The sequence below is a fragment of the Streptomyces monashensis genome (assembly GCF_001866665.1).
Taxonomy (GTDB): domain Bacteria; phylum Actinomycetota; class Actinomycetes; order Streptomycetales; family Streptomycetaceae; genus Streptomyces; species Streptomyces monashensis.
This window is the reverse complement of the sequence record NZ_MLYO01000015.1, coordinates 39415-64652: the sequence shown is the minus strand read 5'-3', so window position 1 is coordinate 64652 and position 25238 is coordinate 39415. Positions and strand designations below refer to the sequence as shown.

The 25238-nt window shown below is 70.8% G+C and carries 26 protein-coding genes; 14 read left to right on the top strand and 12 right to left on the bottom strand.

What is annotated here, in order from left to right:
- Positions 1–20 precede the first annotated feature (20 nt).
- Positions 21–461, top strand: coding sequence for a sigma-70 family RNA polymerase sigma factor (locus BIV23_RS51645; protein WP_245790430.1), 441 nt, complete (start codon positions 21–23; stop codon positions 459–461).
- Positions 383–982: a sigma factor-like helix-turn-helix DNA-binding protein gene (locus BIV23_RS51640; protein WP_245790429.1), complete on the top strand. Its 600-nt coding sequence runs from the start codon at positions 383–385 to the stop codon at positions 980–982. The genes BIV23_RS51645 and BIV23_RS51640 overlap by 79 nt, the downstream gene beginning before the upstream one ends.
- 176 nt (positions 983–1158) lie before the next feature.
- On the opposite strand, the gene BIV23_RS08195 is transcribed toward BIV23_RS51640, so the two are convergent.
- Positions 1159–2364, bottom strand: coding sequence for an MFS transporter (locus BIV23_RS08195; protein ID WP_071380180.1), 1206 nt, complete (start codon positions 2362–2364; stop codon positions 1159–1161).
- Between the two features lie 38 nt (positions 2365–2402).
- On the opposite strand from BIV23_RS08195, the gene BIV23_RS08190 reads away from it, so the two are divergent.
- Positions 2403–2999, top strand: a complete 597-nt coding sequence (locus tag BIV23_RS08190) for a CGNR zinc finger domain-containing protein (RefSeq protein WP_071380091.1) — start codon at positions 2403–2405, stop codon at positions 2997–2999.
- A 551-nt stretch (positions 3000–3550) separates the two neighbouring features.
- Positions 3551–4756 carry a cytochrome P450 family protein gene (locus BIV23_RS08185; protein WP_071380090.1) on the top strand — a complete coding sequence of 402 codons (1206 nt, stop codon included), beginning with the start codon at positions 3551–3553 and terminating at the stop codon, positions 4754–4756.
- Between the two features lie 271 nt (positions 4757–5027).
- On the opposite strand, the gene BIV23_RS08180 is transcribed toward BIV23_RS08185, so the two are convergent.
- Positions 5028–5615, bottom strand: a complete 588-nt coding sequence (locus BIV23_RS08180) for a histidine phosphatase family protein (protein WP_071380179.1) — start codon at positions 5613–5615, stop codon at positions 5028–5030.
- 267 nt (positions 5616–5882) lie between these two features.
- Between BIV23_RS08180 and BIV23_RS08175 the strand changes: the two genes are divergently transcribed.
- Positions 5883–6083, top strand: coding sequence for a hypothetical protein (locus tag BIV23_RS08175; protein ID WP_143079057.1), 201 nt, complete (start codon positions 5883–5885; stop codon positions 6081–6083).
- A 301-nt stretch (positions 6084–6384) separates the two neighbouring features.
- Here the strand turns inward: BIV23_RS08175 and BIV23_RS08170 are convergent, their stop codons facing one another.
- On the bottom strand, positions 6385–6762 hold the full coding sequence (locus tag BIV23_RS08170; RefSeq protein ID WP_071380088.1) for a hypothetical protein: 378 nt from the start codon (positions 6760–6762) through the stop codon (positions 6385–6387).
- Positions 6763–7398: 636 nt separating this feature from the next.
- Between BIV23_RS08170 and BIV23_RS49535 the strand changes: the two genes are divergently transcribed.
- Positions 7399–7587 (top strand): hypothetical protein, encoded by a 189-nt coding sequence (locus tag BIV23_RS49535; RefSeq protein ID WP_143079056.1) that lies wholly within the window; start codon positions 7399–7401, stop codon positions 7585–7587.
- 143 nt (positions 7588–7730) lie between these two features.
- Here BIV23_RS49535 and BIV23_RS08160 read toward each other — a convergent pair whose 3' ends face one another.
- Both BIV23_RS08160 and BIV23_RS08155 read right to left on the bottom strand, forming a co-directional pair.
- Positions 7731–7979, bottom strand: coding sequence for a hypothetical protein (locus BIV23_RS08160; protein WP_218161857.1), 249 nt, complete (start codon positions 7977–7979; stop codon positions 7731–7733).
- Positions 7980–8029: 50 nt separating this feature from the next.
- Complete coding sequence (locus BIV23_RS08155) at positions 8030–8371, bottom strand: hypothetical protein (protein ID WP_071380085.1); 342 nt, start codon at positions 8369–8371, stop codon at positions 8030–8032.
- A 475-nt stretch (positions 8372–8846) separates the two neighbouring features.
- Here BIV23_RS08155 and BIV23_RS08150 point away from each other — a divergent pair, with 475 nt between their 5' ends.
- Positions 8847–10064 (top strand): metallophosphoesterase, encoded by a 1218-nt coding sequence (locus tag BIV23_RS08150; RefSeq protein ID WP_071380084.1) that lies wholly within the window; start codon positions 8847–8849, stop codon positions 10062–10064.
- A 176-nt stretch (positions 10065–10240) separates the two neighbouring features.
- On the opposite strand, the gene BIV23_RS51635 is transcribed toward BIV23_RS08150, so the two are convergent.
- Positions 10241–10438, bottom strand: a complete 198-nt coding sequence (locus BIV23_RS51635; RefSeq protein WP_071380083.1) for a hypothetical protein — start codon at positions 10436–10438, stop codon at positions 10241–10243.
- Positions 10439–10668: 230 nt separating this feature from the next.
- On the opposite strand from BIV23_RS51635, the gene BIV23_RS08140 reads away from it, so the two are divergent.
- Positions 10669–12294, top strand: coding sequence for a glycosyltransferase family 2 protein (locus BIV23_RS08140; RefSeq protein ID WP_071380082.1), 1626 nt, complete (start codon positions 10669–10671; stop codon positions 12292–12294).
- A 12-nt stretch (positions 12295–12306) separates the two neighbouring features.
- On the opposite strand, the gene BIV23_RS08135 is transcribed toward BIV23_RS08140, so the two are convergent.
- Entirely contained in the window at positions 12307–14538 is a 2232-nt protein-coding gene (locus BIV23_RS08135) for a bifunctional glycosyltransferase/CDP-glycerol:glycerophosphate glycerophosphotransferase (protein WP_218161856.1), read from the bottom strand.
- 798 nt (positions 14539–15336) lie between these two features.
- Between BIV23_RS08135 and BIV23_RS08130 the strand changes: the two genes are divergently transcribed.
- Complete coding sequence (locus BIV23_RS08130; RefSeq protein ID WP_071380081.1) at positions 15337–15762, top strand: SRPBCC family protein; 426 nt, start codon at positions 15337–15339, stop codon at positions 15760–15762.
- A gap of 57 nt (positions 15763–15819) precedes the next feature.
- Here BIV23_RS08130 and BIV23_RS08125 read toward each other — a convergent pair whose 3' ends face one another.
- Complete coding sequence (locus BIV23_RS08125; RefSeq protein ID WP_071380080.1) at positions 15820–16098, bottom strand: hypothetical protein; 279 nt, start codon at positions 16096–16098, stop codon at positions 15820–15822.
- Between the two features lie 658 nt (positions 16099–16756).
- Positions 16757–18028: a flavin-containing monooxygenase gene (locus BIV23_RS08120; RefSeq protein WP_071380079.1), complete on the bottom strand. Its 1272-nt coding sequence runs from the start codon at positions 18026–18028 to the stop codon at positions 16757–16759.
- Positions 18029–18760: 732 nt separating this feature from the next.
- Here BIV23_RS08120 and BIV23_RS08115 point away from each other — a divergent pair.
- Positions 18761–19660, top strand: coding sequence for an oxygenase MpaB family protein (locus BIV23_RS08115; protein ID WP_071380078.1), 900 nt, complete (start codon positions 18761–18763; stop codon positions 19658–19660).
- A gap of 295 nt (positions 19661–19955) precedes the next feature.
- Here the strand turns inward: BIV23_RS08115 and BIV23_RS51630 are convergent, their stop codons facing one another.
- Positions 19956–20198: a pentapeptide repeat-containing protein gene (locus BIV23_RS51630; protein WP_071380077.1), complete on the bottom strand. Its 243-nt coding sequence runs from the start codon at positions 20196–20198 to the stop codon at positions 19956–19958.
- Positions 20199–20426: 228 nt separating this feature from the next.
- Between BIV23_RS51630 and BIV23_RS08105 the strand changes: the two genes are divergently transcribed.
- Both BIV23_RS08105 and BIV23_RS53880 read left to right on the top strand, forming a co-directional pair.
- Positions 20427–21302, top strand: coding sequence for a PhzF family phenazine biosynthesis protein (locus tag BIV23_RS08105; RefSeq protein ID WP_071380076.1), 876 nt, complete (start codon positions 20427–20429; stop codon positions 21300–21302).
- Between the two features lie 37 nt (positions 21303–21339).
- Complete coding sequence (locus tag BIV23_RS53880; protein ID WP_071380075.1) at positions 21340–21558, top strand: hypothetical protein; 219 nt, start codon at positions 21340–21342, stop codon at positions 21556–21558.
- Between the two features lie 227 nt (positions 21559–21785).
- Here BIV23_RS53880 and BIV23_RS08095 read toward each other — a convergent pair whose 3' ends face one another.
- Positions 21786–22184 (bottom strand): winged helix-turn-helix transcriptional regulator, encoded by a 399-nt coding sequence (locus tag BIV23_RS08095; protein ID WP_071380177.1) that lies wholly within the window; start codon positions 22182–22184, stop codon positions 21786–21788.
- A 115-nt stretch (positions 22185–22299) separates the two neighbouring features.
- Between BIV23_RS08095 and BIV23_RS08090 the strand changes: the two genes are divergently transcribed.
- Together BIV23_RS08090 and BIV23_RS08085 are read left to right on the top strand one after the other, a co-directional pair.
- Positions 22300–23151 carry an alpha/beta fold hydrolase gene (locus BIV23_RS08090; RefSeq protein WP_071380074.1) on the top strand — a complete coding sequence of 284 codons (852 nt, stop codon included), beginning with the start codon at positions 22300–22302 and terminating at the stop codon, positions 23149–23151.
- Positions 23148–24116: an FAD-dependent oxidoreductase gene (locus BIV23_RS08085; protein WP_071380073.1), complete on the top strand. Its 969-nt coding sequence runs from the start codon at positions 23148–23150 to the stop codon at positions 24114–24116. Before BIV23_RS08090 ends, BIV23_RS08085 begins: the two co-directional genes overlap by 4 nt.
- Here BIV23_RS08085 and BIV23_RS08080 read toward each other — a convergent pair.
- Complete coding sequence (locus tag BIV23_RS08080) at positions 24104–25021, bottom strand: endo-beta-N-acetylglucosaminidase H (RefSeq protein ID WP_071380072.1); 918 nt, start codon at positions 25019–25021, stop codon at positions 24104–24106. The two genes, BIV23_RS08085 and BIV23_RS08080, sit on opposite strands and share 13 nt — an antisense overlap.
- Positions 25022–25238: the final 217 nt, after the last annotated feature.

Here is a 25238-nt window from a genome sequence, read left to right as displayed (position 1 = left end):
CAACCCGGGGAGTAACCGCCATGCCGTCGGACGCCCAGTTCGTCACCCTGGCCGAGCCGTTCCGGCCGGAGCTGCTCGCGCACTGCTACCGGATCCTCGGCTCGATCCACGACGCCGAAGACCTCGTACAGGAGACCTACCTGCGAGCGTGGCGCGCGTTCGACCGGTTCGAAGGCCGCTCCTCGGTGCGGCGGTGGCTGTACAAGATCGCCACCATGGCCTGCCTGACGGCGCTGGAGACGCGTTCCAGGCGGCCCCTGCCGTCGGGACTCGGTACGCCCGAGGACGACCACCGGGTGGCCGTGGCTCCTCGCGAGCCGTCGGTGGCCTGGCTCCAGCCGGCGCCGGACGCCCTCTTCGGCGCCGGCGACCCCGCGACATCGTGGCCGGGCGGACGGGTGTGCGGCTCGCCTTCGTCGCCGCGCTCCAGTACCTGTCCGCGCGGCAGCGGGCCGTGCTGACCTTGCGTGACGTGCTCGGGTTCCGGACGGCCGAGGTCGCCGAGATGCTGGACACCACGCCCGCGGCCGTCGACAGCGCGCTCCGCCGCGCCCGGACCCGCCTGGCCGAGGCCGGCCCGGTCGAGGACGGCCTGGCCGAGCCGGCCGAGGCCACCATGCGGACCCTCCTCGACGGCTACGTCGACGCGTTCAGCCGGGCCGACCCCGACGCGCTGGTGAACCTGCTGCGGATCGACGTGGAGCTGGAGATGCCGCCCACCCCGACCTGGTTCACCGGCCGCAGGGCCGTCGTCGGCTTCCTGGTCGACCGGGTGCTGCGCCCCCACCTGTGGCGGCTGACGCCCACCCGCGCCAACGGCCAGCCCGCCCTCGTCGTCCACCGGCACGCGGGCGACGAGCGGTACGAGCCCTACGGCATCCAGGTCCTCACCCTGATCGGCACCCGCATCGCCCACATCACGGCGTTCAACGACCCAAGCCTGGTACCGACGTTCGACTTCGCACCGACGCCCGCGCCCTGAACCCCGGTCACCCGGCACCCAGGTGCTCCGACCGTTCCGGCCGGTGAGAATGCCCGGGAAGGGTGGTCAACGGGGCGGAACGACCACCGGCCACGCGGAGGATCCGCTTGGCCGGTGGTCGACCGGGATGCTGGACCCAGCCAGTGGACCACGAAGACCCGGCAGCCCGCGCCTGATCAACCCGATACCGCACGGTCCTCGGACGGACTGGCAGATGCCGACGGGATGGCGAAGAAACCCAGTGCGGCGACGACCGCCACGCTCGCTGCGAACACCAAGGCGCCCGGAAGGGACCAGGTCGCGACCGGTCCGGCCACCGCCGCCCCCAGGGCGAATCCCGTGGTCTTCAAGCTGGCGCCGGTGGTGAACACCTGCCCGCGCAGTCGTTCAGGGGCCTCCCGATGGCGGACTGCGAACAAGGCAGCCAATTGGGGTCCCTCACCGATGCCGGCGATGAGTACGGCCACGATGACCACGGCCGGTCGACCCCATAGGGCCAAGGCCAGCGCGGCAGCCTGGACAACGGCACTGGCCCAGATGACCGTGTCGGGGGCGACTGATCGTGGAAACCGCGCGAGCACGGCGTTGGCCGTCAGGGCGGAGATCGCCGTGCAGGAGAGCAGCACCGCACCGCGGCCGGCTCCGCCCAGGACCCGCTCGCCCAGGAGGGGAACGCAAGCCGTCAGCATGCCCTGAGCAGCACACGAGAGGACCGAGGTGAGGGTCGCTCGGGCCAACGACGGTCGTCCGACGACGACCCGCAGACCGGCAGCAAGATCGCTGACCACTGGGGTTGTCTGCTGGGCGCCTCGCGCCCGACCGGGGCGGGCGGGCAGCATCCAGGCAGCGGGCAGCGCCACGCCGATGAGCACCGCGGAGAACACCACGGCCGTCGGGCCACCCAGCGTCTGCGCCACGCCGCCGGCGAGAGCCGGACCGGCCAGACTCGCCACGCCGAACGTCATGGCATCGAGCGCGTTCGCCCGCTGCAGGCGGTCGCCCGGCACCACACAGGGCAGTTGGGCCGTCCATCCGCCCGACAGGGCCGGCCCCAGCAGCCCCGCCACCACAGCGGTCAAGATGGTGACCCCGAACGGCAACCGGCCCAGTCCCACGAGAATCACCACCAGCCCCGCCGCATACAGGACGAGGGCCCCGCCCAGCAGGCGTCCCGGCCGCCCAGCCCTGTCAAGGAGTGCTCCGAACACCGGCCCACCCGCCGCGGCAGAGATCGTGATGCCCGCGAGCAGCGACGACGCGTCGACGGCCGATCCGGCCAAGGCGAATGCTGCCAGCATCAGCGACGGTCCCGACATCTCGTCACCCGCACGAGCTGCCACTGCTCCAGCGAGATGGACACAGAGTGAGTAACGCTTTGTCATCGACAAGACGTTACGAAGGTAACTCAAAACTCGACAAGATGCGTTACATTCCGTACGTGTCCTTCAACAGCGACGACTGGTCCACCCGGCACTCCGTGCTGACCACGGCTCGGCGCACCGCCGCCCTGATCAACGCCCTCGCGGACGAGCGCCCCGACCCAGCCGCCGTCGCCGACGTGCTCCGCGCATATGGTGAGACCGACCCCATCGACCTGACGACTCGGGACGTTGCCGGGATGCGGGCGGCCGCTGCCCTGCTGCGGCAAGTCTTCTCAGCCGAGCACACGGATGACGCCGCAGCCACCCTCAACCGCCTCCTCAGGAACCACACCGGACCACTCCGCCTGACCTCACACGGCGGCAGCACCCCCTGGCATCCTCACCTCGACCATGAGGACAACGCCCCCTGGGACGAGTGGCTCCTCGCCTCCTCCTGCATGGCCCTGACCGTCCTCGTCTGGGACCGCCAACGGCCGCCCGGCAGGATCTGCGCATCAACCAGCTGCCAGAACGTCTTCATCGCCCAAGGCAGCGGCCCGGAACGCCGCTACTGCTCCCGCCGATGCGCGACCCGAGAACGAGTCACAGCCCACCGACATTCCCACTCCAAAGAACAGTCGAACGAAGCCGAGTAGGGCATCCGGAACAGAGCCCCACGCAGCATCGGTCAACGAGCTGGTCGCCGACGCGGCATCGGGTTGAAAACACCTGATCAGCAGAGAGTCGAGGACTCCACGGACCACTTCAGGGCCCGGTCTCGCAGCGCGCCCGGGCTCGCGCCGTGGGACACGACTGTTCGGCAGCGACCGTGCCGTCGAACCATTTGAGCAGGTACCGAGTACAGCTCGTCCCTGAGCAGCTCACCGCGCTTGGACCGCAGCAGCTTCCCAACAGCCGGGCAAGCCGGCCGTTCGGCCGCGGTATTCGATGACGCGTGTGGCCGGACCGCGGCGGCCCCTGGGCGGTTCCTCCCAGCGATCCGCCGGGTGGCTCGGTGGGCCGCGGCCGGCCGCGAGCGAGATGCGGTTCGACTCCCGCGGGCGGGACGCCGGGGGACGCAGTGGTCATTCGGACGCCCGAGGGGTTGCCCTCCCAGAGCGAAACGGGGATACATCCCCGGTTCATGCTATGGTCACTCCGGCCGCCTAATCGGGGAATGTGCCCCACTTCCGTCCGGGAGTCACCGATGCGCACACAACACCCCACCGTCCGACTCGCCGACTTCACCGACGACTTCGCCGCCGACCCCTACTCCGCCTTCGCCGCGCTGCGTTCCCGCGAGTCTGTCCACCACGTGCGTTTCCCCACCGGGGAAGAGTCGTGGCTGGTGATCGGGCACGAGGAAGTGCGCGCCGCGTTCGTCGACCCACGGCTGCGCAATGACGTGCGGCACTCTGCCGACTTCGAGGACGACGGGCTGTTCGCCGTCGGCCGCAACATGCTCCAGGTCGATCCACCCGATCACACCCGTCTGCGGACGCTGGTGGCCCGGGAGTTCACCGCCCGCCGGGTCCAGGCGCTGCGGCCCCGCGTCCAGGAGGCGGCCGGTGGACTCCTGGACACCGTCGTCGCCGACGGCCGTGCCGACCTTGTGGCTGCGTACGCCTATCCGCTTCCGCTCACCATCATCTGCGAGCTGCTCGGCGTGCCAGACGTGGATCGGGCTGTCTTCCGGGCGTGGTCCACGAAGGTCGTCGCCCTCGACGATGCGGAGCAGTCCGCCCGCGCCATGCGGGAGATGGCGGCGTACCTCGCGGGGCTGGCTGAGGAGAAACGGCGGCTGCGCGACGCGGCGGAGAGCGATCTGCTGCACGCCCTGGTCCGCACCCACGACGGGGACGGTGCCGACCGGCTCACCCCGGAGGAACTGCTCGGCATGGCCTTCCTGCTGCTCGTCGCGGGGCACGAGACCACCGTCAACCTCATCGCCAACGCCGTCCACCTGCTGCTCGGCCATCCCGGGCAGCTCACCGCCCTCCGCGCCGACCCCGAGTTGCTGAAGGGCGCCGTGGAGGAGACGCTCCGCTTCGAGTCGCCCGCACCGGCGGGCACCTACCGGTACACCGCCGAGCCGATCACCCTCGGCGGCACCCGGATACCGGCGGGCGCGCGTGTCGTGCTCTCCATCGCCTCCGCGAACCGCGACCCCGCGCGATACCCCGCCCCCGATCGGTTCGACATCCGCCGCGATCCGGCCGCGACCCGCGCCCACCTCGCCTTCGGGCACGGCCTGCACCACTGCCTGGGCACCCCGCTGGCCCGCCTCGAGGCGGGCCTGGCCCTGCGCATCCTGCTGGACCGCTTCCCCCGCCTGGCCTTCGACGGTGACAGCACACCGCGGTGGCGCACCAGCCTCATGCGGAGCCTGCGGGAGCTGCCGGTGCGCTGGTAGACGTGGCGCCCCGCCGCCGAGCACGAAGGAGACACGTCGGGCGGCCACACGCCGACTGGGCGCCACGGCGCGTTGCGCGACCGGACGCTGCTGACGCCGACGGCCCGCGAGGTCTTCGCCGAACAGGGGCTGGACGCTCCGCTCGCTTCCACACCGCACTCATCAGGGACCGGCCCCGAGGCCCTGCCCGTACTCCTGGTCGACCCCGACCGCCCCAAAGTCCAGACCCTCTACGAAACATGGGGCTGCCGCCTGATCCGGCGGGCTGCCATTACGGCACGTTCCAGGCGGAGATGACGGGTTGCCCGTCCTCAGCGGCGAGGAAACTCAGAGTTCCGGGACGCGGGTGGCCCAGCAGCCGGCTGGCCGACGCGTCCAGGCCCAGCCACCGCACGGCGAGCACGCGTGCCAGATGACCGTGAGCGACCAGGGCGACATCGCCGTCGTCCAGCAACGGCCGGATGCGGTCCAGCACCGCGTCGGTGCGCGCTGCCACCTGCTCAAGTCGCTCACCGGGATGATCGAAGTCGCCGGGAACGACGCCGTCCCGCCACAGGTCCCAGCCCGGCCGCCCCTCGCGGATCTGCGCTGCGGTCAGGCCCTCATAGCCGCCGTAGTCCCACTCCACCAAGTCGGGATCGGGCCTGGCACCGGCCAGTCCCGCCAGCTCGGCCGTCCGCATGGCACGGCTCAGCGGACTGGTGAACACACCGACCAGCGCGCGTCGGGCCAACCTCGAAGCGAGCCCCTTGGCCGATGCCTCACCCGCGTCAGTCAGCGGAACGTCAGTGCGACCCGCGTACTGGCCCGACAGGCTCCACTCAGTCTGGCCGTGCCTGATCAATATCATCTCCCCCATGAGCGAGCACGCTATCGGATCACGGGCCATGGGAGCCCGACCACTCGTCTCCGCTCCGCCATCCACCGCCACCAACTGGCCGCGTGAGATGGCCTGTTACTGAGCTCTCCGGATTGGCGTCGGCTGGTGGGTGGCAACGCGTCGCTGCCGACGAACCGTCATACGCCGTACGGCTTCTTGGTGCTTCCGTTCAGCACATCGCCCTCGTCCGAACTGAACTGCCGCTTCCGGCCCTTGGCGTGGCCCGGCTGCGGGTACGGGCACGGCGTGAACGCCGGTGCGCCTGCGGAGCAGGCCAGCAGTGGTGGCGACACCAAGGAGGGGGAGCGCGCGGCGACCGCCTCGGGCGGGACGGGAGAGATCGCGGGCAAGAGCACAGCGGCCGGCGCCCAGCAGTGCCGCGGAGAGGAGATGCTGGTCACCGCGGTGAACCTCGAGTCGTGGCCGGACGCTACGGGCGGGCGCTGACAACGTGTCACCCACATGAGGTACTCGCCTGCCACTCACACAGGATCAGCCCCTCGGGCGGATGACAGCGGAAGCTCGGCGCGAGCTCCGCCTCACAGCCTCATACCCTCACAGCTCACTGCGCCTGCCTGGGTGAGCGACGTGTGAGTCTCATGGATCTCACGCCCACATCTAGGGCCAGTTTTCACCGGTTTGAGTGACTCGGATCCATGGATCCGGCCGGGGAAGCGCTTCCGCCTCCCCGGCGAACCGAATCAGAGGCCCTGTCGAGTGCGACCGTCAGTTTCGGTGACGAGAGCGCTCACCGGCGGCCCGTCAGAGCCGCGAAGACGGCGGCCCCCTCGGCATCGGGGCGGGCGACGACCTTCCACCGTTCGTCGAAGTCCGCGTCTTTCTCCCAGCCCAGGGCGAGTACGGCCAGGCGGTTCCACCTCAGGAACCGGGCCCGCACCGACTCGCGGGACTGGTCCGCTCGCGCGTACGCCTCCCGGGCCTGCCTCGCCCGGTGGTTCAGTGCCAGACGCAGCCCCAGGGCGGCTTTCCAGACGTCGCTGTCGCTCCGGTGCCCGGCCAGGATGCCGCGCACCTTGCCGTCGAGGAAGGCGACGAGCGCCTCGACGTCGGCGGGGGTCACGTCGGAAGCCAGTCGGGGGGCGGGAAAGGCGGTAGTGGGTGTCACGGGCCGGTCCTGTTCACGTTCGGAGCCGGGTCTCTGATCCCGGCGTCATGTCCTAGTTTGTCGCATCTGGCGGTGAAGGGTTACCCGACGATCGGGCACCTCGGCGGCAGTGGCCAGAGGAATCAAGGCCCCGGCAGGCCACCCGGGCTGCGATCGCCGTCTCAAGGAGAGCGCTTCAAAGGGGTTGCCGGGTAGGCTCCTTCGGTCCTTGGTCGAGAGGAGTCGCTGAGTGGCCTGGTTGAATGGACCCGTTCTGCGCACCCAGAGACTTGTGATGGAGCCGATCCGTCGCGGGGACAGCGATGATCTCCTTGAGGCTGTGGTCAGTCGGGGCAGCGTGATGCGCTGGCCGGCGACCGACCGGGCGGACAGTCGTGCTGCGGTCGAGGCCATGGTGCGATGACCACGTCGCCCACCGGACGAGACACGGCTACGGCGACTTCACGGTCAGGGATGCTGCAACGCATGCGTTTCTCGGCCGGGTCGGGCTGCGCCATCGCGCCGAGCACGGAGTCGACCTCGGCCCCGGGTCCCGGGATGCGGGGCTGGTTGGCGTGCCGGCGCACCCCGCCTGTCGAGGCCGGGGCATCGCACGGACGGTCCTCGGCGTGGCGGTCGAACACGCACGCCGAGAGGATGATTCTGCTCTGTCGCCCGGACCTGGTCCCGCTCCACGAGCAGCCGGGACGGAGCCGGCTCTCCGTGCCCGTCACCTTCCGGCAGCCCGACGGCGCGCGGTCCTCGCCGCCCACCACCATGGTCTACGACCTGGCCGGCCTCGCCCATCCCACCGTCGGTGTGGACCTGCGCGGCCTGCCCTTCTGAACCACTCGGCGGTCTTCCGGACAAGGCCCGCTCCACCCTCGTCGCCGTACACTGCCGCGTCACCGGTGGCCACCGGCACCGCGGTCCGTCCCGTCACACCCCGGCCCGGTATGCCTCCACACCGCGCGCTGCCGCCCAGGCCGTCAGCAGCCGAAGAGCCCGTTGTCCACGGACAGGGCGAAGCCGCCCCCGTTGCTGAGGTACCAGTGGACGAAGGAGCCGTATGAGCTGCCGAAACGCAGCGCGACCTGGTTGGCGGACCAGGAGACGACGGTGATGCCGATGCAGTTGGCGCCGTTGCCGTCGCGGTAACCGGCCTCGAAGTTCGTGTCGTCCAGGAAGTGGAGCCGGTTGCCGTAGGAGCCGACATCCGGGCCGGTATCGCCCGCCACCTGGGACAGGCGCCCGCCCAAGCTCTGCGCAGGACAGGCAAGTTGCGGTATCAGTGGGTGGCGTCGGACCGGTGTCCGGGGGAAGGCGACTGCTGCGACAGGCCCTCGACGCGTGTCCCGACGCGCCCGTCGCCGATCGCGCCGCCGCGTGGATCGGGGTCTCCGTCGCGTCCAGCCATGCCGGTGACACCGACGCGGCGCTCGGCGCCGCCGATGCCGCGCTCGCGCTGCTCGACGACGATGAGCGGGGAGGCGAAGCGGTTGCGCGCCGGGCACTGGGGCTGCCGGTGCGCGCGGTGACCGCGTTCGATCAGCAGCCCAACGGCGCCGACGAACTGGGAGCGCTGTACGCGGGCGCCCTCGCCCTGCTCGGCGCCCCCAGACCGCCGCACGGCTGCACGCGGCAGTCGCCGACCATGCCGCACGTGGCGGCACGGATCCGGGCCGCTGCATGCGGCTCGCCGGCCGGAGCCTGGAGGACCGGGTACGACGGCTGCTCGCGTCACTCCGCCCCTGGGGCGCGATGGCCCCATGGCCTGGGCGGAGATGGTCGCCCTGTTCACCGGTGCGGCGGGCACGCTGTCGACAGGGCCACCCGGAGGGGCGGGCGTTCTCGTCGTACGTCACGAACGTGCCCATGCGACGGGCGCTGCGCCGTGCCCGTCGCGAACACCGGCTCGTCACCTCCCCCTGACGTACGGAGGCCCGAACACGGCAACGTGCAACGGCTCCTGGCGTTCACGGTGCAGGCGGATGACGTGATGCGTCCCTCGTCCCAAGAGGCCGCGCCCGTGAAGGCCGGTCCGGCCGGCCCGAGGGCGACCGGATACAGTGCCCCAGACGGCAGCCTGGTCAGGGAGGGTAAGCGTGACCGCCACCAGCGACACCCGGCCCGCCGACGGTGCGCGAGCGCCGCGGCAGAGCCGACTGCACCGCCTGATGCGCTCCATCCCCCTGATCGCCCCCGTCCTGCTGTGGGCCGTGCCCTGCGGGGTGCTCCTGTACAGCGGCCAGCACTGGCCGCTGCCCGTCACTCTGGTCGGCACCGCCCTGTTCGTCCTCGGCCTCATCGGTATGCCGCTCGCGATGGTCCGCGGTCACGGCCGGCGCCAGCGGGACCGGGAGGCGATCGTCGGTGACACCCTGCTGGGAACCAGTTGGGTCCTGTTCACCTGGTCCGTACTGCTCGGCGTCCTCTTGCGGCTCGCCCTGACCGTGGCCGGCGTAGGCGGAAGTCAGGATCGGGCCCGAATCGTCACGTGGGCCGTCCTCGGCGTAACCGCCGTACTGCTCGCCTGGGGGTACGCCGAGGCCCGCCGCGTGCCACGCGTGCGCCGACTCGACGTGCAACTCCCTCGACTGGGCGCGGGGTTGGACGGCACTCGCGTCGTCCTCGTCACCGACACCCACTACGGCCCGCTCGACCGCGCTCGCTGGTCGGCACGGGTGTGCGAGACGGTGAACACTCTGGAGGCCGATCTGGTCTGCCACACCGGCGACATCGCGGACGGCACGGCCGAACGCCGCCGCGCCCAGGCCGCCCCCCTCGGTACCGTGCGGGCCACCCACGCGCGCGTGTACGTCACCGGCAACCACGAGTACTACAGCGAGGCCCAGGGCTGGGTCGAGCTGATGGACGAACTGGGCTGGGAGCCGCTGCGCAACCGCCACCTGCTGCTCGAACGCGGAGGCGACACCCTCGTGGTCGCCGGCGTGGACGACGTCACCGCCGAGTCCTCCGGCCTGGCAGGCCACCGCGCCCATCTCGCCGGAGCCCTGAACGGCGCCGACCCCGGCCTACCGGTCCTGCTCCTGGCACACCAGCCCAAATTCGTCGACCAGGCGGCAGCCGCCGGCATCGACCTCCAACTCTCCGGCCACACCCACGGCGGCCAGATCTGGCCCTTCCACCACCTGGTCCGCATCGACCAGCCCGCCGTCGCCGGCCTCAGCCACCACGGCACCCGCACCCTCCTCTACACCAGCCGCGGCACCGGCTTCTGGGGCCCGCCCTTCCGCGTCTTCGCCCCCAGCGAGATCACCCTGCTCGTGCTCCGCTCCCCGCACGTGCCCACCTCGCCGTAGCACGGGGCAGGCCAGCGCGTCCGCTGGGAGCTGTCCACGAGCTGAGGAGTGGGGCGTCAACAGGCGACCGGGCTCGTCTCGCATGAGAAGTGGGCCGCGGCCTCGGCGGGCGTGGCCCCTTGACGGCGTCCGTGGACGTCGTGGGCGCGGCGATTGCGCCCTCGGCGTGCAGTTGGTCAGCCCCGAGCGTCCACCACGTCGGTGTCGGTGTCGGTGTCGTCGGGTGAGATGCCGAAGAGCTGCGCGCGGATCTCGTCGCTGGAGACCACGGCGTCCTCGTCGATCTGCCCACGCGCGATCAGTGCCCGCACGAAGCTGGTCCTGCGCAGTTGCCGCAGGTGGTGCTGCATGGACTCGGGCGGGTTCGTCGGCACGACACATCCTGCCGAACCGGGCCCCACCCCGGCCATGATCACTGGTTGTGGCCGCTCTCGCAGTCCCCCAGCACGGTCTCCGGCGGCACAGCGCGATCGCGGCCCGCGCAGCCGGCGAACCTTCCCGGCCACGGCACTACCTGGTCCTACATAATGTAGGAGTTCATCGGGCCCCGCCCACGGGTCCTCTCGTCCGTCACGGGCTGAGGGCGCCTGTCACGATCGCACGAATGGGAGCAGAGTTGTCCAGCGCGAACGACGGGGCGGTCACGGTGGTGGTCATCGCCTACAACGACGCGGAGCACGTCGCGGAGGCGGTGGCCTCGGCTCTCGCACAGGGCACTGCGGTCGGCGAGGTCGTCGTCGTGGACGACGCTTCCACCGACGACACACCTCACGTACTGGGGCGGCTCGCGGCCTCGGAGCCGCGCGTGCGCGTCGTACGCCGTGCGGTCAACAGCGGCGGCTGCGGCACCCCGCGCAACGACGGTATCGACGCGGCCCGCCACCCGTGGCTGGTGTTCCTCGACAGCGACGACGTGCTCGCGCCGAAGGCCGTGGACACGCTTCTCGCTGTCGCGCTCCGCCACGACGCCGATGTGGCGGCGGGCCTGTGCGTTCGGCGCGAGCTGCCCGGTGGGCGTGAAATCCCCTGGCAGGAGCAGTTGTTCACGACGGAGTCGGTGCACGACGGGGTGGCCGGGCGCCCGCAGACGCTGTGGGACACACTGTCGGTGAACAAGATCTATCGCCGTGACTTCCTGGTGTCCCGGCGGATCCGTTTCCCCGACGGCGCCGCGCACTACGAGGACTTCGTGTTCACCGCGCGTGTCTACGCGGCCGGGCCGCGCTTCGCCGTCACGCCCGAAACCGTCTACATCTGGCATGTGCGCTACGGCGCCGGGCGGGCTTCGATCTCGCTGCGCCGGGACCGGATCCAGAACTGGCAGGACCGGGTCACCGCCCATCAGCAGGTGCTGGACATCGTGCGGGAGAGCGGCGACCAGGATCTGCTGATCGCCGCGCAGACGAAATTCCTCGAGTTCGATCTCGCTGTCTACCTGAGCGAGCTGCCGCAGCGCACGCCGGAGTACCAGGACGCCTGGTGGCGGATCGCCCGCGAGCACGTGGGCGCCTTCGAGGCGGAGGCCGTACGCCGGGCCGCTCTCGCTGCCCGCTGGCGTGCCGAGGTGCTGCTCGGACGCGAGCGAAGTGCCGCGGACGTCCGGCGGCTGGCCGAGTTGGCGGCCAACCCGCCGCGGCTCGCCCCACCGTACGCCGGTGACGCGCGGCGGCCGCTGTGGGACGAGGCGAGTTCGCCCTCCGAGGGGACGGACGAGATCGTGCTCGACGGTCTCGCCGGCGCGCCGGTCGCACTGCTGCCGTTGTACGTCCTCGGGAACGTGGGGACGGGGCGCCGGCTGGTGCTCGAACTGCGGCTGGCCGATCTCTACGGCAGGACCGCGCACGCCGGCCCGGAGCAGGCGACCGTCGAGTTGCGGCACCGGGTGACGGGCGCCGCACACCGGTACGAGGCGGCGTGGGAGGCCGAGCCGGGCGGACACGGCTGGCGTGCCGTGGTCACCGCGGACGTGGCGGCGCTCTGCGAGGGCGGCACGATCACCACCTGGGACGCCTGGGTGACCCTGGTCTTCCGGGACGGCGAGTCGGCCACGAGGCCGCTTCGTGCGGGATCCGGCCTCAGGCGGCTGGTGCGGATGGGCCGGCGGGGACGGGTGATGCTGCTCCAGCCGTACGCCACCAACAGTGGCTGTCTCGCCGTGCGCGTCGCGGACGGCCTTTCCGGGATGCGCCGCGTCGTCGCGGGACGCATCAGCCGCCGCTCCCGGCGTTGAGCGGCTACGAGGTCAACTACCTTTCGCCGCCAGCTTGTTGGCGTTGGCCGGCTCTCCCAGGAAGACGCTGCGTACCACGCGTTCGGCCGCGTGTCCGTCGTCGTAGGGGCAGAAGCGAGCCCGGAATCCGGAGCGCTGCTCGTCCGCGCGCGGCCCCGTGTACTCGCCGCTGAGGAAGATCTCGGCGAGCTGCTCCTGGGTGGTGGCGACCGCTCCGGGCGCCTCGGCGAGGAGGTCGAGGTAGACGCCCCGCGCGCGGCGGTACGTCTCCCAGTCGGGCGCGTAGATCACGATCGGCCTGTCCAGCGCGGCGTAGTCGAACATCACCGAGGAGTAGTCAGTGATCAGCACGTCGGCGGCGACGCACAGGTCTTCGATCGACGGGTAGGACGAAACGTCCACGACGCCCTGCGACGGGAGGGTCTGAGGGGTGTCGAAGTAGTGCGCGCGGACGAGTAGGACATGGTCGTCACCGAGTTCATCGGCGAACCGCCGCACGTCGAGCGGAGCCGCCGCCTGGTCCTCGTGGTCTCGGTGGGTGGGCGCATAGAGGACGGCGGTCTGCCCGGGGGCGATGCCCAGTTCGTCCCGCACCCGGTGCGCCTGGTCGAGCGAGGCGTTGACCAGCCGGTCGACGCGCGGATAGCCCGTCTCGAGCACCTCGTAGCCGCCGGGGTAGACCCGGGTGAACACCTCGGTGGTGTGCGGGTTCGGCGAGACCAGGAAGTCCCATCGCCCGCACTGCTCCACCAGCCGGTCGAAGTTCATGCCGCGTGCGGCAGCGGGGTGGTCCCGCAGGTCGGTCCCCATCTTCTTCAGGGGTGTGCCGTGCTGTGTCTGCACCAGCACCGCCCCCCGCCGCTTGGGCAGCTCATAAGGGAAGTTGACGTTGTTGACCAGAAACTTGGCCCGCGCCATGGTGCGCAGACACCGTGCCGATCCGTCCACCACGTACTCGACTCCCGGCGGAATGGATCCCGTCCTGTCCTTGGCGACCACCCACACCCCGCGGATGCCGGGCGCGAGCTCGCGGGCCTTCTCGAAGACGGCCGCCGGGTTGCAGGCGTAACCGCGGCTCCAGTAGGCGGCGTAGACGGCGAGACGGTCATCGGCGGGAAGCAGCAGGCAGACACGGTAGTAGGCCCGTCGCACGGCCGTTGCCGCGAGTCGGGGTACCCGCCGTGCCGCACGGCGCGCCCGGCCGAGGGCGGTACGAAGTGTGAGGCGGAGCCGGTTCACCGGTTCCACGGCCGCGTACGCGGGATAGGCGCCCTGCTCCACCAGCCGGTACTGCAGGCCACGCAGCCCGGACGGGTGGGAGTAGTCACGCGGCCGGAATCTCCGGAAGTGTTCCGACGTCTGCCGGAAGAATTCGCGCCGCATGTTCTCCGGCACGAGTCCGGGGGTGGCGAGCACCGTCGTCGCATGGCGTACGGTCCGGTCGAACACCGCCCTGCGGAAGGGCTCGGCGGTCTCGGCCTCGCGGTCGATGAAGGCGAAGATCCGCTCGTACTGGCCGAAGAGATCGAAGTGCTTCGGGCTGGAGGTGTTGGTGATCGCTCCCTCACGCCCGCGCCGGTAGTGGTAACAGACACGGTCGAGCATGCTGAGCCGGCGCGCGGCGAGCAGGACGGGGTAGGTGACGGAGATGTCCTCGTAGTACCCGTGCCCGAACTCCAGGTCCAGGCCGAGCAGGAACTCGCGGCGCAGCACCCTGCTCCACGCGGTCATGATGAGGTCCAGGGTGCCGGGGCGCTCCGCGAGCGTGAACGTCTCGGGTGCGTCCCGGAACTGATGCGCACGCACATTGCGCTCCACGCCTCCGTCCGGGGCGACGAGCGCGTGGTCGACGAGGAGCACGTCGGGCTCGGTCCGCTTCAGCCGGTCCGCGACCGCGGCGAGCGCTCCGTCGGTCAGCCGGTCGTCGCTGTCGACGAACCACACGTAGTCCCCCCTGGCCCGGGCCAGGCCCTCGCTGCGCGCTCGGCCGAGGCCGACGTTGTGCGGCAGGTGGACCACGCGCAGCCGCTCGTCGCGAGCCGCGTACTCGTCGAGAAGGGCACCGCTGTCGTCAGGGGAACAGTCGTCCACGGCCACGACCTCGACACCCTGAAAGGACTGCGACGCCCCGAGGACCGAGTCGAGGCACTCCGGCAGATACTCCTGCACTCGGTAGACGGGCAGGACGACGCTGATGAGCACCTCTTCGGACGGCTGCGCGGCCGGGGTGTCCGTCGTTACCACAGGGCCTCCAGGCAAGTGTTGATCATGTGTTTCCACGCTCGGACCGAAGTCCACCGATGCAGGGCTTGTCTCGGGGTCCTGCCGAACCACCTCGTGCGCCTGTGCGCTGTGGGTCGCTGTACCGACCAAGCTGATGCGGCGCCGCGCCGCGGCGCGCACCACGATGCCGGTCACCGGGCAGTGGCATCAATCCAATGATGGCCTTCCGCCGCGCCCGTGAGGGCATCTCGCGCCATTCCCTGTCATGACGGAACCAACCACCCTGACCAGCGACACACCAAGGCGCCCCTTCGCAGGGGAACGCGGCAGCTCCTCAAGCACACCCTAGTCCTACATGTTGTAGTAGGACCAGGGCGGGCCCTTCCGTGCATGACGAGCAGGCACCCCGGACATACCGAAAAGCAACGGCATCGCGCTTGAGACACCGGCAAAACACTAACCAAAAGGGTGAGCCGCTATAGAAGCTGTCTAATGAACCCCCGTCCCTGGCACCTTGTTGCGACACGGCCCGCCCCGAAAACAGGAGGTCTGACCGACCCTCCGGGGCCACCTGGCCCTCGGACGTTTCATGGACCACGTTGTCCGGCCGTGCCGCGGGGCGCCTGAACGCATCCCGACCACTGGCACGCCTCGCCCACGCGGACCGTCCCGCACGGGCACCACGGCGCGATGCACGCACGTGAGCAGTACGGACTCGGGACAGCCCCGTTCCGGCTCCTCCCCTCCCCTGCCGGTTCCTGCCGGGCGCACACTGTGAACAGAAGCCCGTGCGTCATGAACTGCACACGGAGGTGAGCCATGAGCACTCTCGAACTGCACGTCGACATCGACGTTCCGATCGATACGGCCTGGGAGAAAATTCACCAGGTGGAGAACTATCCACGCTTCGTGCAAGGAGTGCGGGGCGCGCGCACGGAGGCCGGAGGCCGAGCGCATCTGGAGGTCGAGGCAAAGGGCGGGGCCCGCGCGGTCGAGGCCGAGGTTTCCGACCGCGGCGAGCGCGTGATGGAGTGGCTGAGCGTGGGCGCCCCCGAGCTGACGGGTTCCTTCTCGCTCGAGCCGATCGACCAGAACCACACCCGGATCCAGGCACGCCTGGAGTACGACCCCGACACCGTCCGGGACGCCTTCGGCGGACCCAGGGGGTTCGCCCAGACGAACGCGATCGAACGCCTCGTCCGCGGCGACCTGGAGCACTTCAAGGAGTACGTGGAACGGAGGTAGCGGCAGGAAGACCGTGAGCGCGCTGGCGTCAGGCAGGCGGTCGGCCGTTCGCCGTGGTCAGGTTTCGATCACGGCATCGCAGTCCGGGCAGACCACGGATGCGTACTCCACCGGGTACCACGGGGCTCCGGGGTGCTCGGTGGGCTTCCAGTCGGCCGCCTCCATGGCGAAGGTGTCCTTGCCGCACAGGGTTCTCGGTCCGGTGGCGGCACGCGTCCCAGGGGCGACGGGCGCGGCGTGCACCTTGCGCACGCGGCGTTCCGCGCCACTCGGCGCCCCTGTGGAGGAGCGCGTGGCCGCAGGCCTGTCGAGTTCGTAGACGACGATCTCGCTCATGCCTCCACCGTAGGCCGTCGCGAGGCCGAACCGTCCACGCCCAGCCGTACAGGGCTGCGATCGGCCCTCCCGGCGTGCGCGGCTGTCTGGTCGGGTGGCGGACATGTACACCGCCTGACCGGCCGGCGGCGACGCAGGTGCCGATGCGTGCCTCGATTCCGCCACGGCGGTCTCGGGCGCGGCCACCGACGGGCTGCTGCGCGAGAGGGCGGCCCAGGGCCGGTTCCGTGAAACAGGGCTCAGCGCCTCGGACCGGTCGTCGACGGACACGGCGAGTGCGCGCTGATGGGCCACTCCACTGCCTGCGCATCGGCTTCGCCCCGGAACCCGACGGCGGCCGGCCGACCGCTCCGGGACCGGTGTGCGACAGGCCTTGCTGCACCGTGGCGACGGGGAGCGGGCTGATCGTGCCTCTCCGTGAGGACGTGCGGCAGCAGCGCGAAGTTCCGGTAGGCGTCCTACGGCGGGTGCGCGGCGCAGGGCACCGCGCCGACGGGGCCCCAGCCCGCCCCGGCCCACGCCGCGGCCACGCCGATCGCGGGCGACCCTGACGGCTGCGGACCTGAGCCAGGCACTGAACCCGCAGCCTGACATGACCCTGGGCCCGGCGTCCTCGGGCACGGTGAACCTGCCGCCGGACGACACGAAGACGGGCCCTTCAGTTCTTCTCGCTCGCCGGATCCGCGGTGCCGTACGCGAGGCGGCCCCGCTGGGTCGTGATGTGGACGGCGACGTACCGGGCGTCGTGCCAGACACCCCAGATGAAGCTCGATCCGCGGTTGGAGAGCCAGGGCAGGCCGAGGAAGTAGACGCCGGGCTCCGAGGAGACCCCGCGTCGGTGTCTGGGCCGCCCGTTCTCGTCGAAGGCGTCGACCTGGAGCCAGTCGAAGTCGGCGGTGAAGCCGGTCGCCCAGATGATCGAGGTGACGTCGGCCGCGGCGAGGTCGAGTTCCAGACGGGGGTCGCTCAAACAGTCCGGGTCCGGTCGGAGGGCGTGGGCCTCCGGCTCCTCGGGCAGGTCGAGCCCGTTGCGTTCGGCGTAGTCGTCGGCCGTCCGCAGGACATCGAGGTAATGGGCGTCGCCCTGTGCGATGCTCGCGGCGAGGTCCGGCGCGAAGCGCAGTACGCCGTCGTCGTAGGAGGCGGTCATGCCGACGAGCTCGATGCCGCCGGCGGCCAGCTCCCGGAAGTCCACCGTGTGGCCGCCGCGGGCACCGCTGACCGCGATGGTGACATGCTCGGCGCCCTGGGGAGGCGTGTCCAGGTCCCAGAGCCCGAGCGCACCGAGCCACCAGCAGAAGTCACGTCCACGGTATGCGCGCGGAGGACGCTCGTGAGGGCCTACGGACAGGAACACCCGGCGACCCGACCGGCTCAGTTCGTCGGCGATCTGGACGCCCGAGGAACCGGAGCCGACCACGAGGACGCCGCCCTCGGGCAACTGCTCGGGATTGCGGTACCCGCTGGAGTGGATCTGCACGGGGACGGCGCCGTCCGGGACGATGGACGGGATCACGGGCCGCTGGAACGCTCCGGTCGAGGCCACCACGAAGCGCGCTTCGATGGCGCCTCCCGACGTCTCGACGCGGAAACCCGGACGGCCGTCGCGCCTGCGCACGGACGTCACCTCGACTCCGCACCGGATCGGGGCCCCGATCTTCTCGGCGTAGGCCTCGAAGTAGTCCGCGACCTTCTCCTTCGGCGCGAAGGCGTCGGGCTCGAGGCCGGAGAACTCCAGCCCCGGGAAGCGGTCGTGCCACGCGGGTCCGTTCGCGACCAGGGAGTCCCACCGCTGCGAACGCCACCGCTCGGCGACACGGTGCCGCTCCAGCACGATGTGCGGTACGCCGGCGGCACCCAGATGCTCGCTCATCGCCACGCCCGCCTGGCCCGCCCCGACGACGACCACTTCGGTCTCTTCACTCGGCATGTCAACCATCCTGGGATGGGCCCGCGATCCTGTCCAACACTTCCCATGCCCGTCATACCGTCGTTTCCAGGGATCTCCCTGAAAGAACGGTGACTGGCCCTGGCCGGATCCAGGTTGGACCGATCGGCCTGCAATCCCGTGGAGAGGGACGTGAATCGGTATGACCGTCCCCTTACAAGCCCTGCCCCACGTCTCGACTCACGTCCCGACCCAAGGCCGTGCCGCCCGGTTGGCGGGGCGGGCCCCCGCCGGGATGCGGCCGTATCTGGAGTTGCTGCGGCTGGACCGGCCGGTGGGTTGCGGCTGGTGTACGGCCTGCTGGCCGGAGGAGTCGGGCTCGGGGGCTGGGTGCTGTACGGGGCGGTGGTCTGCTGGGCCGTGGGGACGGACGTGATCTACGCCTGCCAGGACCGTGAGGCTGATGTGCGGACCGGGGCGCGGTCGGCCGCCGTGCCGCTGGGGCGCCGTAGCCGGGTGCTGGTGGGCGGCGTGTACGCGGGGTGTGGTGCTGCTCGCCTGGTTCGGGGTCGTGGCCGGGCTCGGGCCGCTGTGCCGGCCCGGACTGTGCGTGATCGCGGAGCAGTTGGGATGACAGATGTGGCGGGCCGACCCTGCGGATGTCGGAGCCTGCGGGCGGGCGTTCGGCACCAACCCCTGTGCGGACTGCTCATCCTCGTGGCCGTGCTCGCCGGGCGCGCCGGTACCCTCGGCTGAGGGACACCGACCCGGGAGGTGCTGGTGGGACTGCGGGAACGGATCGCGGCGGAACTCACGGCGACCTTGCACGGCGGGGATCTGAAGCTGGATCGGTACGCGGGTCCGCCCGGTGACCCCGGGCTGTTCGGGATCGCGCCAGGAGACCCGATGTGGCGAGTGCACGGGCACGCCACCGGGATGCTCACCGGCGGGTTCGCCGCACTCATGCTCCAGTCACTGCATCCGCTGGCCATGGCAGGGGTCGACCAACACTCCGACTTCCGCGCCGATCCGGTCGGGCGGCTGAACGGAACCGTACGGTTCATCACCACAACCACCTTCGGCTCCTCGGTCGCCGCCCGCGAGGTGATCGACCTCGTCCGGCGGATCCACACCCGGGTGCACGGCACGGCCCCCGACGGCCGGCCGTACCGCGCGGACGACCCCGACCTGCTCACCTGGGTGCACACCGCCGAGGTACGCAGCTTCCTCGCCGGCCACCAGACCTACGCGCCCAGGCCGCTCCGACTGACCCCCGCCGAGTGTGACACCTACTACCGCCAAGTCGCCCCCGTGGCCGAGGCGTTGGGCGCACGGGACGTGCCGCGCACGTCCCGTGACGCAGACCGTTTTCTGGCCCGCCTCCGCCCCCAACTCCACGCCACTCCAGCCGCGTTGGAGTCGGTCCTGTTCCTCCGCCGCTTCGGCCGCACACGACGGGAAAGGCTGGTCACAGGCCTGCTCACGAACGCCTCGATCGGACTCCTCCCCGCGTGGGCCCGCACCGAACTCGGCATCCACCGCCCCACCCTGGTCCGCACCGGCTGGGACCGGCCCCTGGCGACGACCGTCGGACGCGCCCTCCAGTGGGGACTCGGGCCCTCGCAGATCCAGGCCGCCGCACAGGGGCGACTGGCGGGGGCGCGACAGGGATGAGGCCGAGATCTCCGAGGCGTCCGGAGGCAGCACCCCGCGGACGGCCCGAAGCCCGACCACAGACCCGACCACAGCAAGTCAGCGCACTGGGGCGCGTACTGGATTGTGATCGATGAGCATCTCGGTCTGCGGGGCGGGGTACCCCGCCCGCCGGGGTGGTGTGTCAGAGCATGGCGAGGCGGCCGCTCGGCGGCGGGAGCGCGCACGCATCCGCAGTGGGAGGGGGCTCCGCCGGGCCGGATGCCCCTCGACGCGACGGCCCGATCATTCGCATGCAATGAAGGCGGACCGAGCATCAGGGCGACAGCAGGGGTGGAATCTGCCTCGTGATCGCGGCAGCCGGCAGCAGAACGTCAGGTTCGGCGCCGGGATCCCCGGTGATGACGAGGCCGGCCACGTCGATGTCGAAGCCGTTCGGCCAGACGGTCAGGTCGCTCGCCGGCGTGCCCTCGAGTTTCGCGTGCCGCAGGTCGGCACCGCCGAGGTCGCAGCCCCGCAGGTCGGCCGATCGCAGGCCCGCACGCGGCACGGTGGCCACCGGCGAGGTCGTGGTCCACCACCATCCCTGGAAGGACCAGGAGCACGACGAACAGCACGACCAGTGCGGCCACCCCGACCAGCGCCACGGTGCCCCTGCGAGTCGCGCGTCAGCGGCTGTGAACAGTCCCCCCATAGCCATCGGATCCTGGAGCAGGGCCGGACCCGGCGGACCCAGGTGGTCACGGCACTGGGAATAGCCACGGTCCCGCCCCACGTTGCCGCAGATATGACAACGAATGCGCCACGGCCTGAGGTTCTGCGATACACCGCCTTCTCCAGTACCCCCGACGGCGGAAACCCCGCAGGCGTCGTTCTGGACGCCGCAGCCCTGGACGACACCGACATGCTGGCCATCGCCGCCGACCTCGGATACTCGGAGTCCGCGTTCCTGAGCGCGCCCCCGGAGGGCCTCGGCGGCCAGGAGGAACGGGCGTACACCATCCGTTACTTCAGTCCCAAGGCCGAGGTGCCGTTCTGCGGGCACGCCACCGTCGCGGCCGCCGTCGCGCTCGCCGAGCGGACAGGCCCCGGGGAGCTGTTGTTCGCGACGCGCGCCGGCGCCGTACCCGTGGAGGTGGTCGAGGAGAGCGGGACCGTCAGGGCCACACTCACCAGTGTCGAGCCGTACAACGAGAAGATCGCCGACGCCGACCTCACGGAGGCGCTCGCCGCGCTCGGCTGGCCGGCCGCCGATCTCGACCCGGCCTTCCCGCCGCATGTCGCGTTCGCCGGTGCCCGCCACCTCGTTCTCGCGGCGGCGACACGCGCGCGCCTCGCAGATCTCGCGTACGACTTCGCGCGCCTCGAAACCCTGATGCACCGATTGGACCTGACCACGGTCCAGTTGGTGTGGCGGGAGTCGGACACCGTCTTCCATGTCCGTGACCCGTTCCCCGTCGGCGGCGTCGTCGAGGACCCGGCGACCGGCGCTGCGGCCGCCGCGTTCGGTGCGTACGCCCGTGAGTTCGGACTGGTGCCCGAGGACGCCGTCCTCACCCTGCACCAGGGCGAGGACCTGGGCCGCCCCGGCGAGCTCACGGTGACGCTGCGCCCGGGTGACCCGCGCGTCCGTGTCAGCGGCACGGGAGTCCGCATCAGCTGACGCACCAGCCAGCCCGTGCCAAGGCCTCGCGGGTGCTGTGCGCACTCGGCGTCCGCGGCACGGGTCACGCCATGTCCGGTGCATCGCCCGGCACTTCGCGGCCGAGGACAACATCCGAGCCGCCGACGCCGACGCTCCGCACGAGGTCGAGGGCATCGGCACCGAGGCCCGGCACCACGTTCGCGCCACCGCCGCAGACACCGGAGCGGACGGCACGACCGCGGCCGCCACCCCGCCCACCGGCATGGCTGGTTGACAATATCGGGGCCAAGCCCGCAAAGACCTCGTGCCGACCACCGCAACTGACCCCGCGCACGTTTGCGTAACCGGTCCCACGGCAGAACCCCTGGGTGTCGGCGGACTGGTGGGTCGTCGTCCAGGGGTAGTCGTCCGCGCCGTGCACCGCGCACAGAACCATGCGTCGGCCCCGTCCCTGGCGCTGCACTCAACGAGTGGCTGTGACCGGCACATTCGACGCTCGCCTCAGTTGGAGGTCTCCGCGGCTAGCTGGTTGTTGCGGTCGATCTCCGGCATGTGCGTCTCGGCCCAGACCCGTAGGGCGGAGAGCGGTGTTTCGAGGGACAGGCCGAGCTCGGTGAGCCGGTAGTGGACGGCAGGCGGCACGGTGGGTTCCACGCGACGCGCGACCAGGCCATCGCGGACCAGGCTCTGCAGGGTGGCGGACAGCATCTTCTGTGAGATGCCCGGGATGCCGCGCCGCAGCTCCGTGAAACGGAGCTCGCCCGGAGCCTCCTCGGCCAGCACCTTGACCGTCATCGACGTCCACTTGGTGCCGATGCGGTCGAGCAACTGGCGGGTCGGGCAGCGTGGATCCAGCAGGTCACCGCGCTCACCGGGAGGCTGGTCACGTCCTGCGGGCATCGACGTGGTCACCCGGGGCTCACCACCTGAGGGGAAAGTGCCGTCTTGGGCTGACCAGGATAGTTCCCTAGCGTGACCTTGTCTCCATCCCTTACCACGCACCTGGAGTCCCCCCATGCCCGAGCTGCGACGAGTCCCCGTCAACGGTGTCGAACTGAACGTCGCCCTCGACGGATCGGGCCCTGCCGTCCTGTTGCTGCATGGCTTCCCGCACACCTGGGAGCTGTGGACGGACGTCATGGCCGATCTGCGCGACCGCTATCGCGTCATCGCGCCGGACCTGCGCGGGTTCGGAGCGAGCAGCCGAGCCGCCTCCGGATACGACGCGGGCACCCTGGCAGAGGACGCCGCGGCGCTTCTCTCCGCGCTGGGCGTGTCCTCGGCCGCGGTGGTGGGCATCGACGCGGGTACCGCGCCGGCCTTCCTCCTCGCCCTGCGCCGCCCTGGTCTCGTCCGGCGCCTGGTGGTCATGGAGTCCGTGCTGGGCAGGATGCCCGGCGCCGAGGACTTCCTTGCCGCCGGGCCGCCGTGGTGGTTCGGCTTCCATTCCGCCGCGCCCGGCCTCGCCGAGACCGTGTTGGAGGGCCACGAGGCCGCCTACGTCGACTGGTTTCTGCGCGCCGGCACGCTCGGCGACGGGGTGCGCCCCGCCGTCCGGGACGCCTTCGTCCGCGCGTACACCGGCCGCCAGGCGTTGAGTTGCGCGTTCTCGTACTACCGGGCCCTGCCCGAGAGCGCGGTACAGATCGACCAGGCGGTCACCACTGCCCGCCTGACGGTGCCGACGATGGCGCTGGGCGCCCGGCCTGTCGGTGCTGCGCTGGAACGCCAGCTCCGCCCGGTCAGCGACGATCTCACCGGACACGTCATCGAAGACTGCGGCCACATCATCCCCCTGCACCGGCCGCGCGCCCTGCTCACGCTGCTGCGTCCGTTCCTGGCCGGCGAGGCCGCGAGCGCGGCGTGACCGGAGCCAGCCCCGGCGGCCTCACAGTACGTCAGATCCTGCTGGCCGGACTGGAGCAGTCCGTGCACTACGGCTCCGCGCTGACCCACTACGAGACCAAACGCCCGGGCACGGTGACCGTGCACTTCGCGGACGGCACCAGCGCCACCGGGGACGTCCTGATCGGTGCCGACGGGGTCAACTCGGCAACCCGAAGGCAGCATCTGCCCAGAGCCCAGGTCGTCGATGCCGGGCTGCGGCTGTTGTACGGGAAGGTTCCGCTCACCGGCGACGCGGCCCGAGAACTGGTCCCCGCCGAGTTGTTGAGCCTGTGGACCACCGTCATCGGTCCGCAGCGGCGCTTCCTCGGGCTCGCACCCGTACAGTACCGCGAGCCGCAGCACGAGGTGACCGCCAGGCTGGCACCCGGGATCGGGCTCAGCGACGACAGCGACTACCTCGCCTGCGTCTTCGGCGCTCGCAAGGAGCAACTGCCCTGCACCGACGAGGAGTTGTTCGCCATGAGCGGCGCCGAGCTCCGGGCGATGACCCTGTCGCTGTTGGAGGGCTGGGATCCCAGGCTGGCCGAGATCATCTCCCACCAGGACCCGGCCTCGATCTTCCCTGTCTCGGTCCGCACCAGCGTGCCCGTCACCGCGTGGGAAACGAACGCGGTGACGCTCCTCGGCGACGCCGTTCACGTCATGAGCCCCGCCATCGGCGTCGGCGCCAACACCGCGCTGCGCGACGCGCGCGTTCTCACGTCCCGTCTCGTCGAGGCCGCAGCCGGCCGGCCTCTCACCGACGCTCTACGCGCCTACGAGGACGAGATGCGCGCGTACGGCTTCGACGCCGTCCGTGAATCGGCCGAGCGCGGTCACCGCCTGGTCGGCCAGGACCGGCTGCCCGCACCGCAGGGGCCGCCGAAGGGCAAGCCCCGCGGGGACACCGGACGCCGGGGAGTGCGGTCGGCCTACGGTGCGTAGACGGCGTCACTGCCGTACAGCTCTCTGGTGAACGCGGAGACATCGGCGCTGCGATCGTTGCCGTCGAGGTTGTACGTCAGATAGACGCCGTACCCCTCACTGACCGTGCGGCGGGCGAGGTCGGCGACGGTGCTCTGCGAGGTCCCGCCGATCTCGACGGCCGCCGGTGACAGCTTCGACTTGGGCAGCGCGATGCCGGGGACCTGCCAGGTGCCGTAGTAGGGGTTCCAGGCGTAGTCGAACGTGGACGACACGTCGACGCCGCCGTAGGACAGGCGCGACGCGGACGGGCCGATGTCGTAGAGGCTGATGATCTTGTTTGGCATGTCAGCGCGCAGCGCCGACACCAGGTACACGAAGGAGCTGTCGTTGGGCTGGCCGGTGCCGTTGTTGCCGTACTCCGCGTACTCGTCGTCGAAGTCGATGCCGTCGAGCCCGTACTTGGCCACGGTGTCCGAGAGCTGTTTCGCGAACACCGAAGCGGCCTGTCGGGACGGGAAGTTGGCGAAGCCCGCGCCCTGGTGGTTGCCGAGCACAGAGAGGACGATCTTGATGCCCTTCTGCTGCAACGGCCGTATCTGCGTGGCGGCGTTGTCGAGGACGCGTTGCACGTTCTCGTTGAAGTACAGGGTCGCCGCCTTCGCGCCCGTGTCGTAGTTGATGTTCGCCGCGAAGATCACGGCGACGTCGAAGACGTTGCCCCCGCCGTTGGCGAGGGTGTACTTGCCGACGTTCAGCATGCTGTTGTTGTTCACCTCGACGTACGCCACCGAGGTCGGCCCTTGTTTCGCGCGAGCGGGGGCCGCTGCCGCCCCGGTCGTGGCGGTCGCGCCGCAGGCGAGGGCCGTAACGGCCGAGAGCGCGAGCACGGCCGCCCGTACTCTGCTGCGCACCAGAGTGAACATCGTTGATCGGTCTCCCATCGCATGGAGCGGCGCCAGACCCGTCCGCAAGCGCCGAGTGGGCCCCGATCTTTCCGCTTCCGTGACCGAATCCCCAGAAGCATGCGAGAACTCTTCACGACTCCCACTCACCTCGCGCCGTAACCCGGCTCCTGGGCGAGGGAGTTGCTGGAGCACAACGCCGCCGGGCTGTCCGTTTCCTGCGGCCAAGACAAGCCAT

Bases quoted from the DNA above. Each gene is read 5' to 3' on its own strand.
- BIV23_RS08140 (WP_071380082.1), top strand. From the start codon at position 10,669: ATGGGAGCAGAGTTGTCCAGCGCGAACGACGGGGCGGTCACGGTGGTG.
- BIV23_RS08190 (WP_071380091.1), top strand. From the start codon at position 2,403: ATGCGTTACATTCCGTACGTGTCCTTCAACAGCGACGACTGGTCCACC.
- BIV23_RS08080 (WP_071380072.1), bottom strand. From the start codon at position 25,021: ATGTTCACTCTGGTGCGCAGCAGAGTACGGGCGGCCGTGCTCGCGCTC.
- BIV23_RS08130 (WP_071380081.1), top strand. From the start codon at position 15,337: ATGAGCACTCTCGAACTGCACGTCGACATCGACGTTCCGATCGATACG.
- BIV23_RS51645 (WP_245790430.1), top strand. From the start codon at position 21: ATGCCGTCGGACGCCCAGTTCGTCACCCTGGCCGAGCCGTTCCGGCCG.
- BIV23_RS08180 (WP_071380179.1), bottom strand. From the start codon at position 5,615: ATGGGGGAGATGATATTGATCAGGCACGGCCAGACTGAGTGGAGCCTG.
- BIV23_RS08125 (WP_071380080.1), bottom strand. From the start codon at position 16,098: ATGAGCGAGATCGTCGTCTACGAACTCGACAGGCCTGCGGCCACGCGC.
- BIV23_RS49535 (WP_143079056.1), top strand. From the start codon at position 7,399: ATGATTCTGCTCTGTCGCCCGGACCTGGTCCCGCTCCACGAGCAGCCG.
- BIV23_RS08120 (WP_071380079.1), bottom strand. From the start codon at position 18,028: ATGCCGAGTGAAGAGACCGAAGTGGTCGTCGTCGGGGCGGGCCAGGCG.
- BIV23_RS08090 (WP_071380074.1), top strand. From the start codon at position 22,300: ATGCCCGAGCTGCGACGAGTCCCCGTCAACGGTGTCGAACTGAACGTC.
- BIV23_RS08195 (WP_071380180.1), bottom strand. From the start codon at position 2,364: ATGACAAAGCGTTACTCACTCTGTGTCCATCTCGCTGGAGCAGTGGCA.
- BIV23_RS08105 (WP_071380076.1), top strand. From the start codon at position 20,427: ATGACAACGAATGCGCCACGGCCTGAGGTTCTGCGATACACCGCCTTC.
- BIV23_RS08095 (WP_071380177.1), bottom strand. From the start codon at position 22,184: ATGCCCGCAGGACGTGACCAGCCTCCCGGTGAGCGCGGTGACCTGCTG.
- BIV23_RS08185 (WP_071380090.1), top strand. From the start codon at position 3,551: ATGCGCACACAACACCCCACCGTCCGACTCGCCGACTTCACCGACGAC.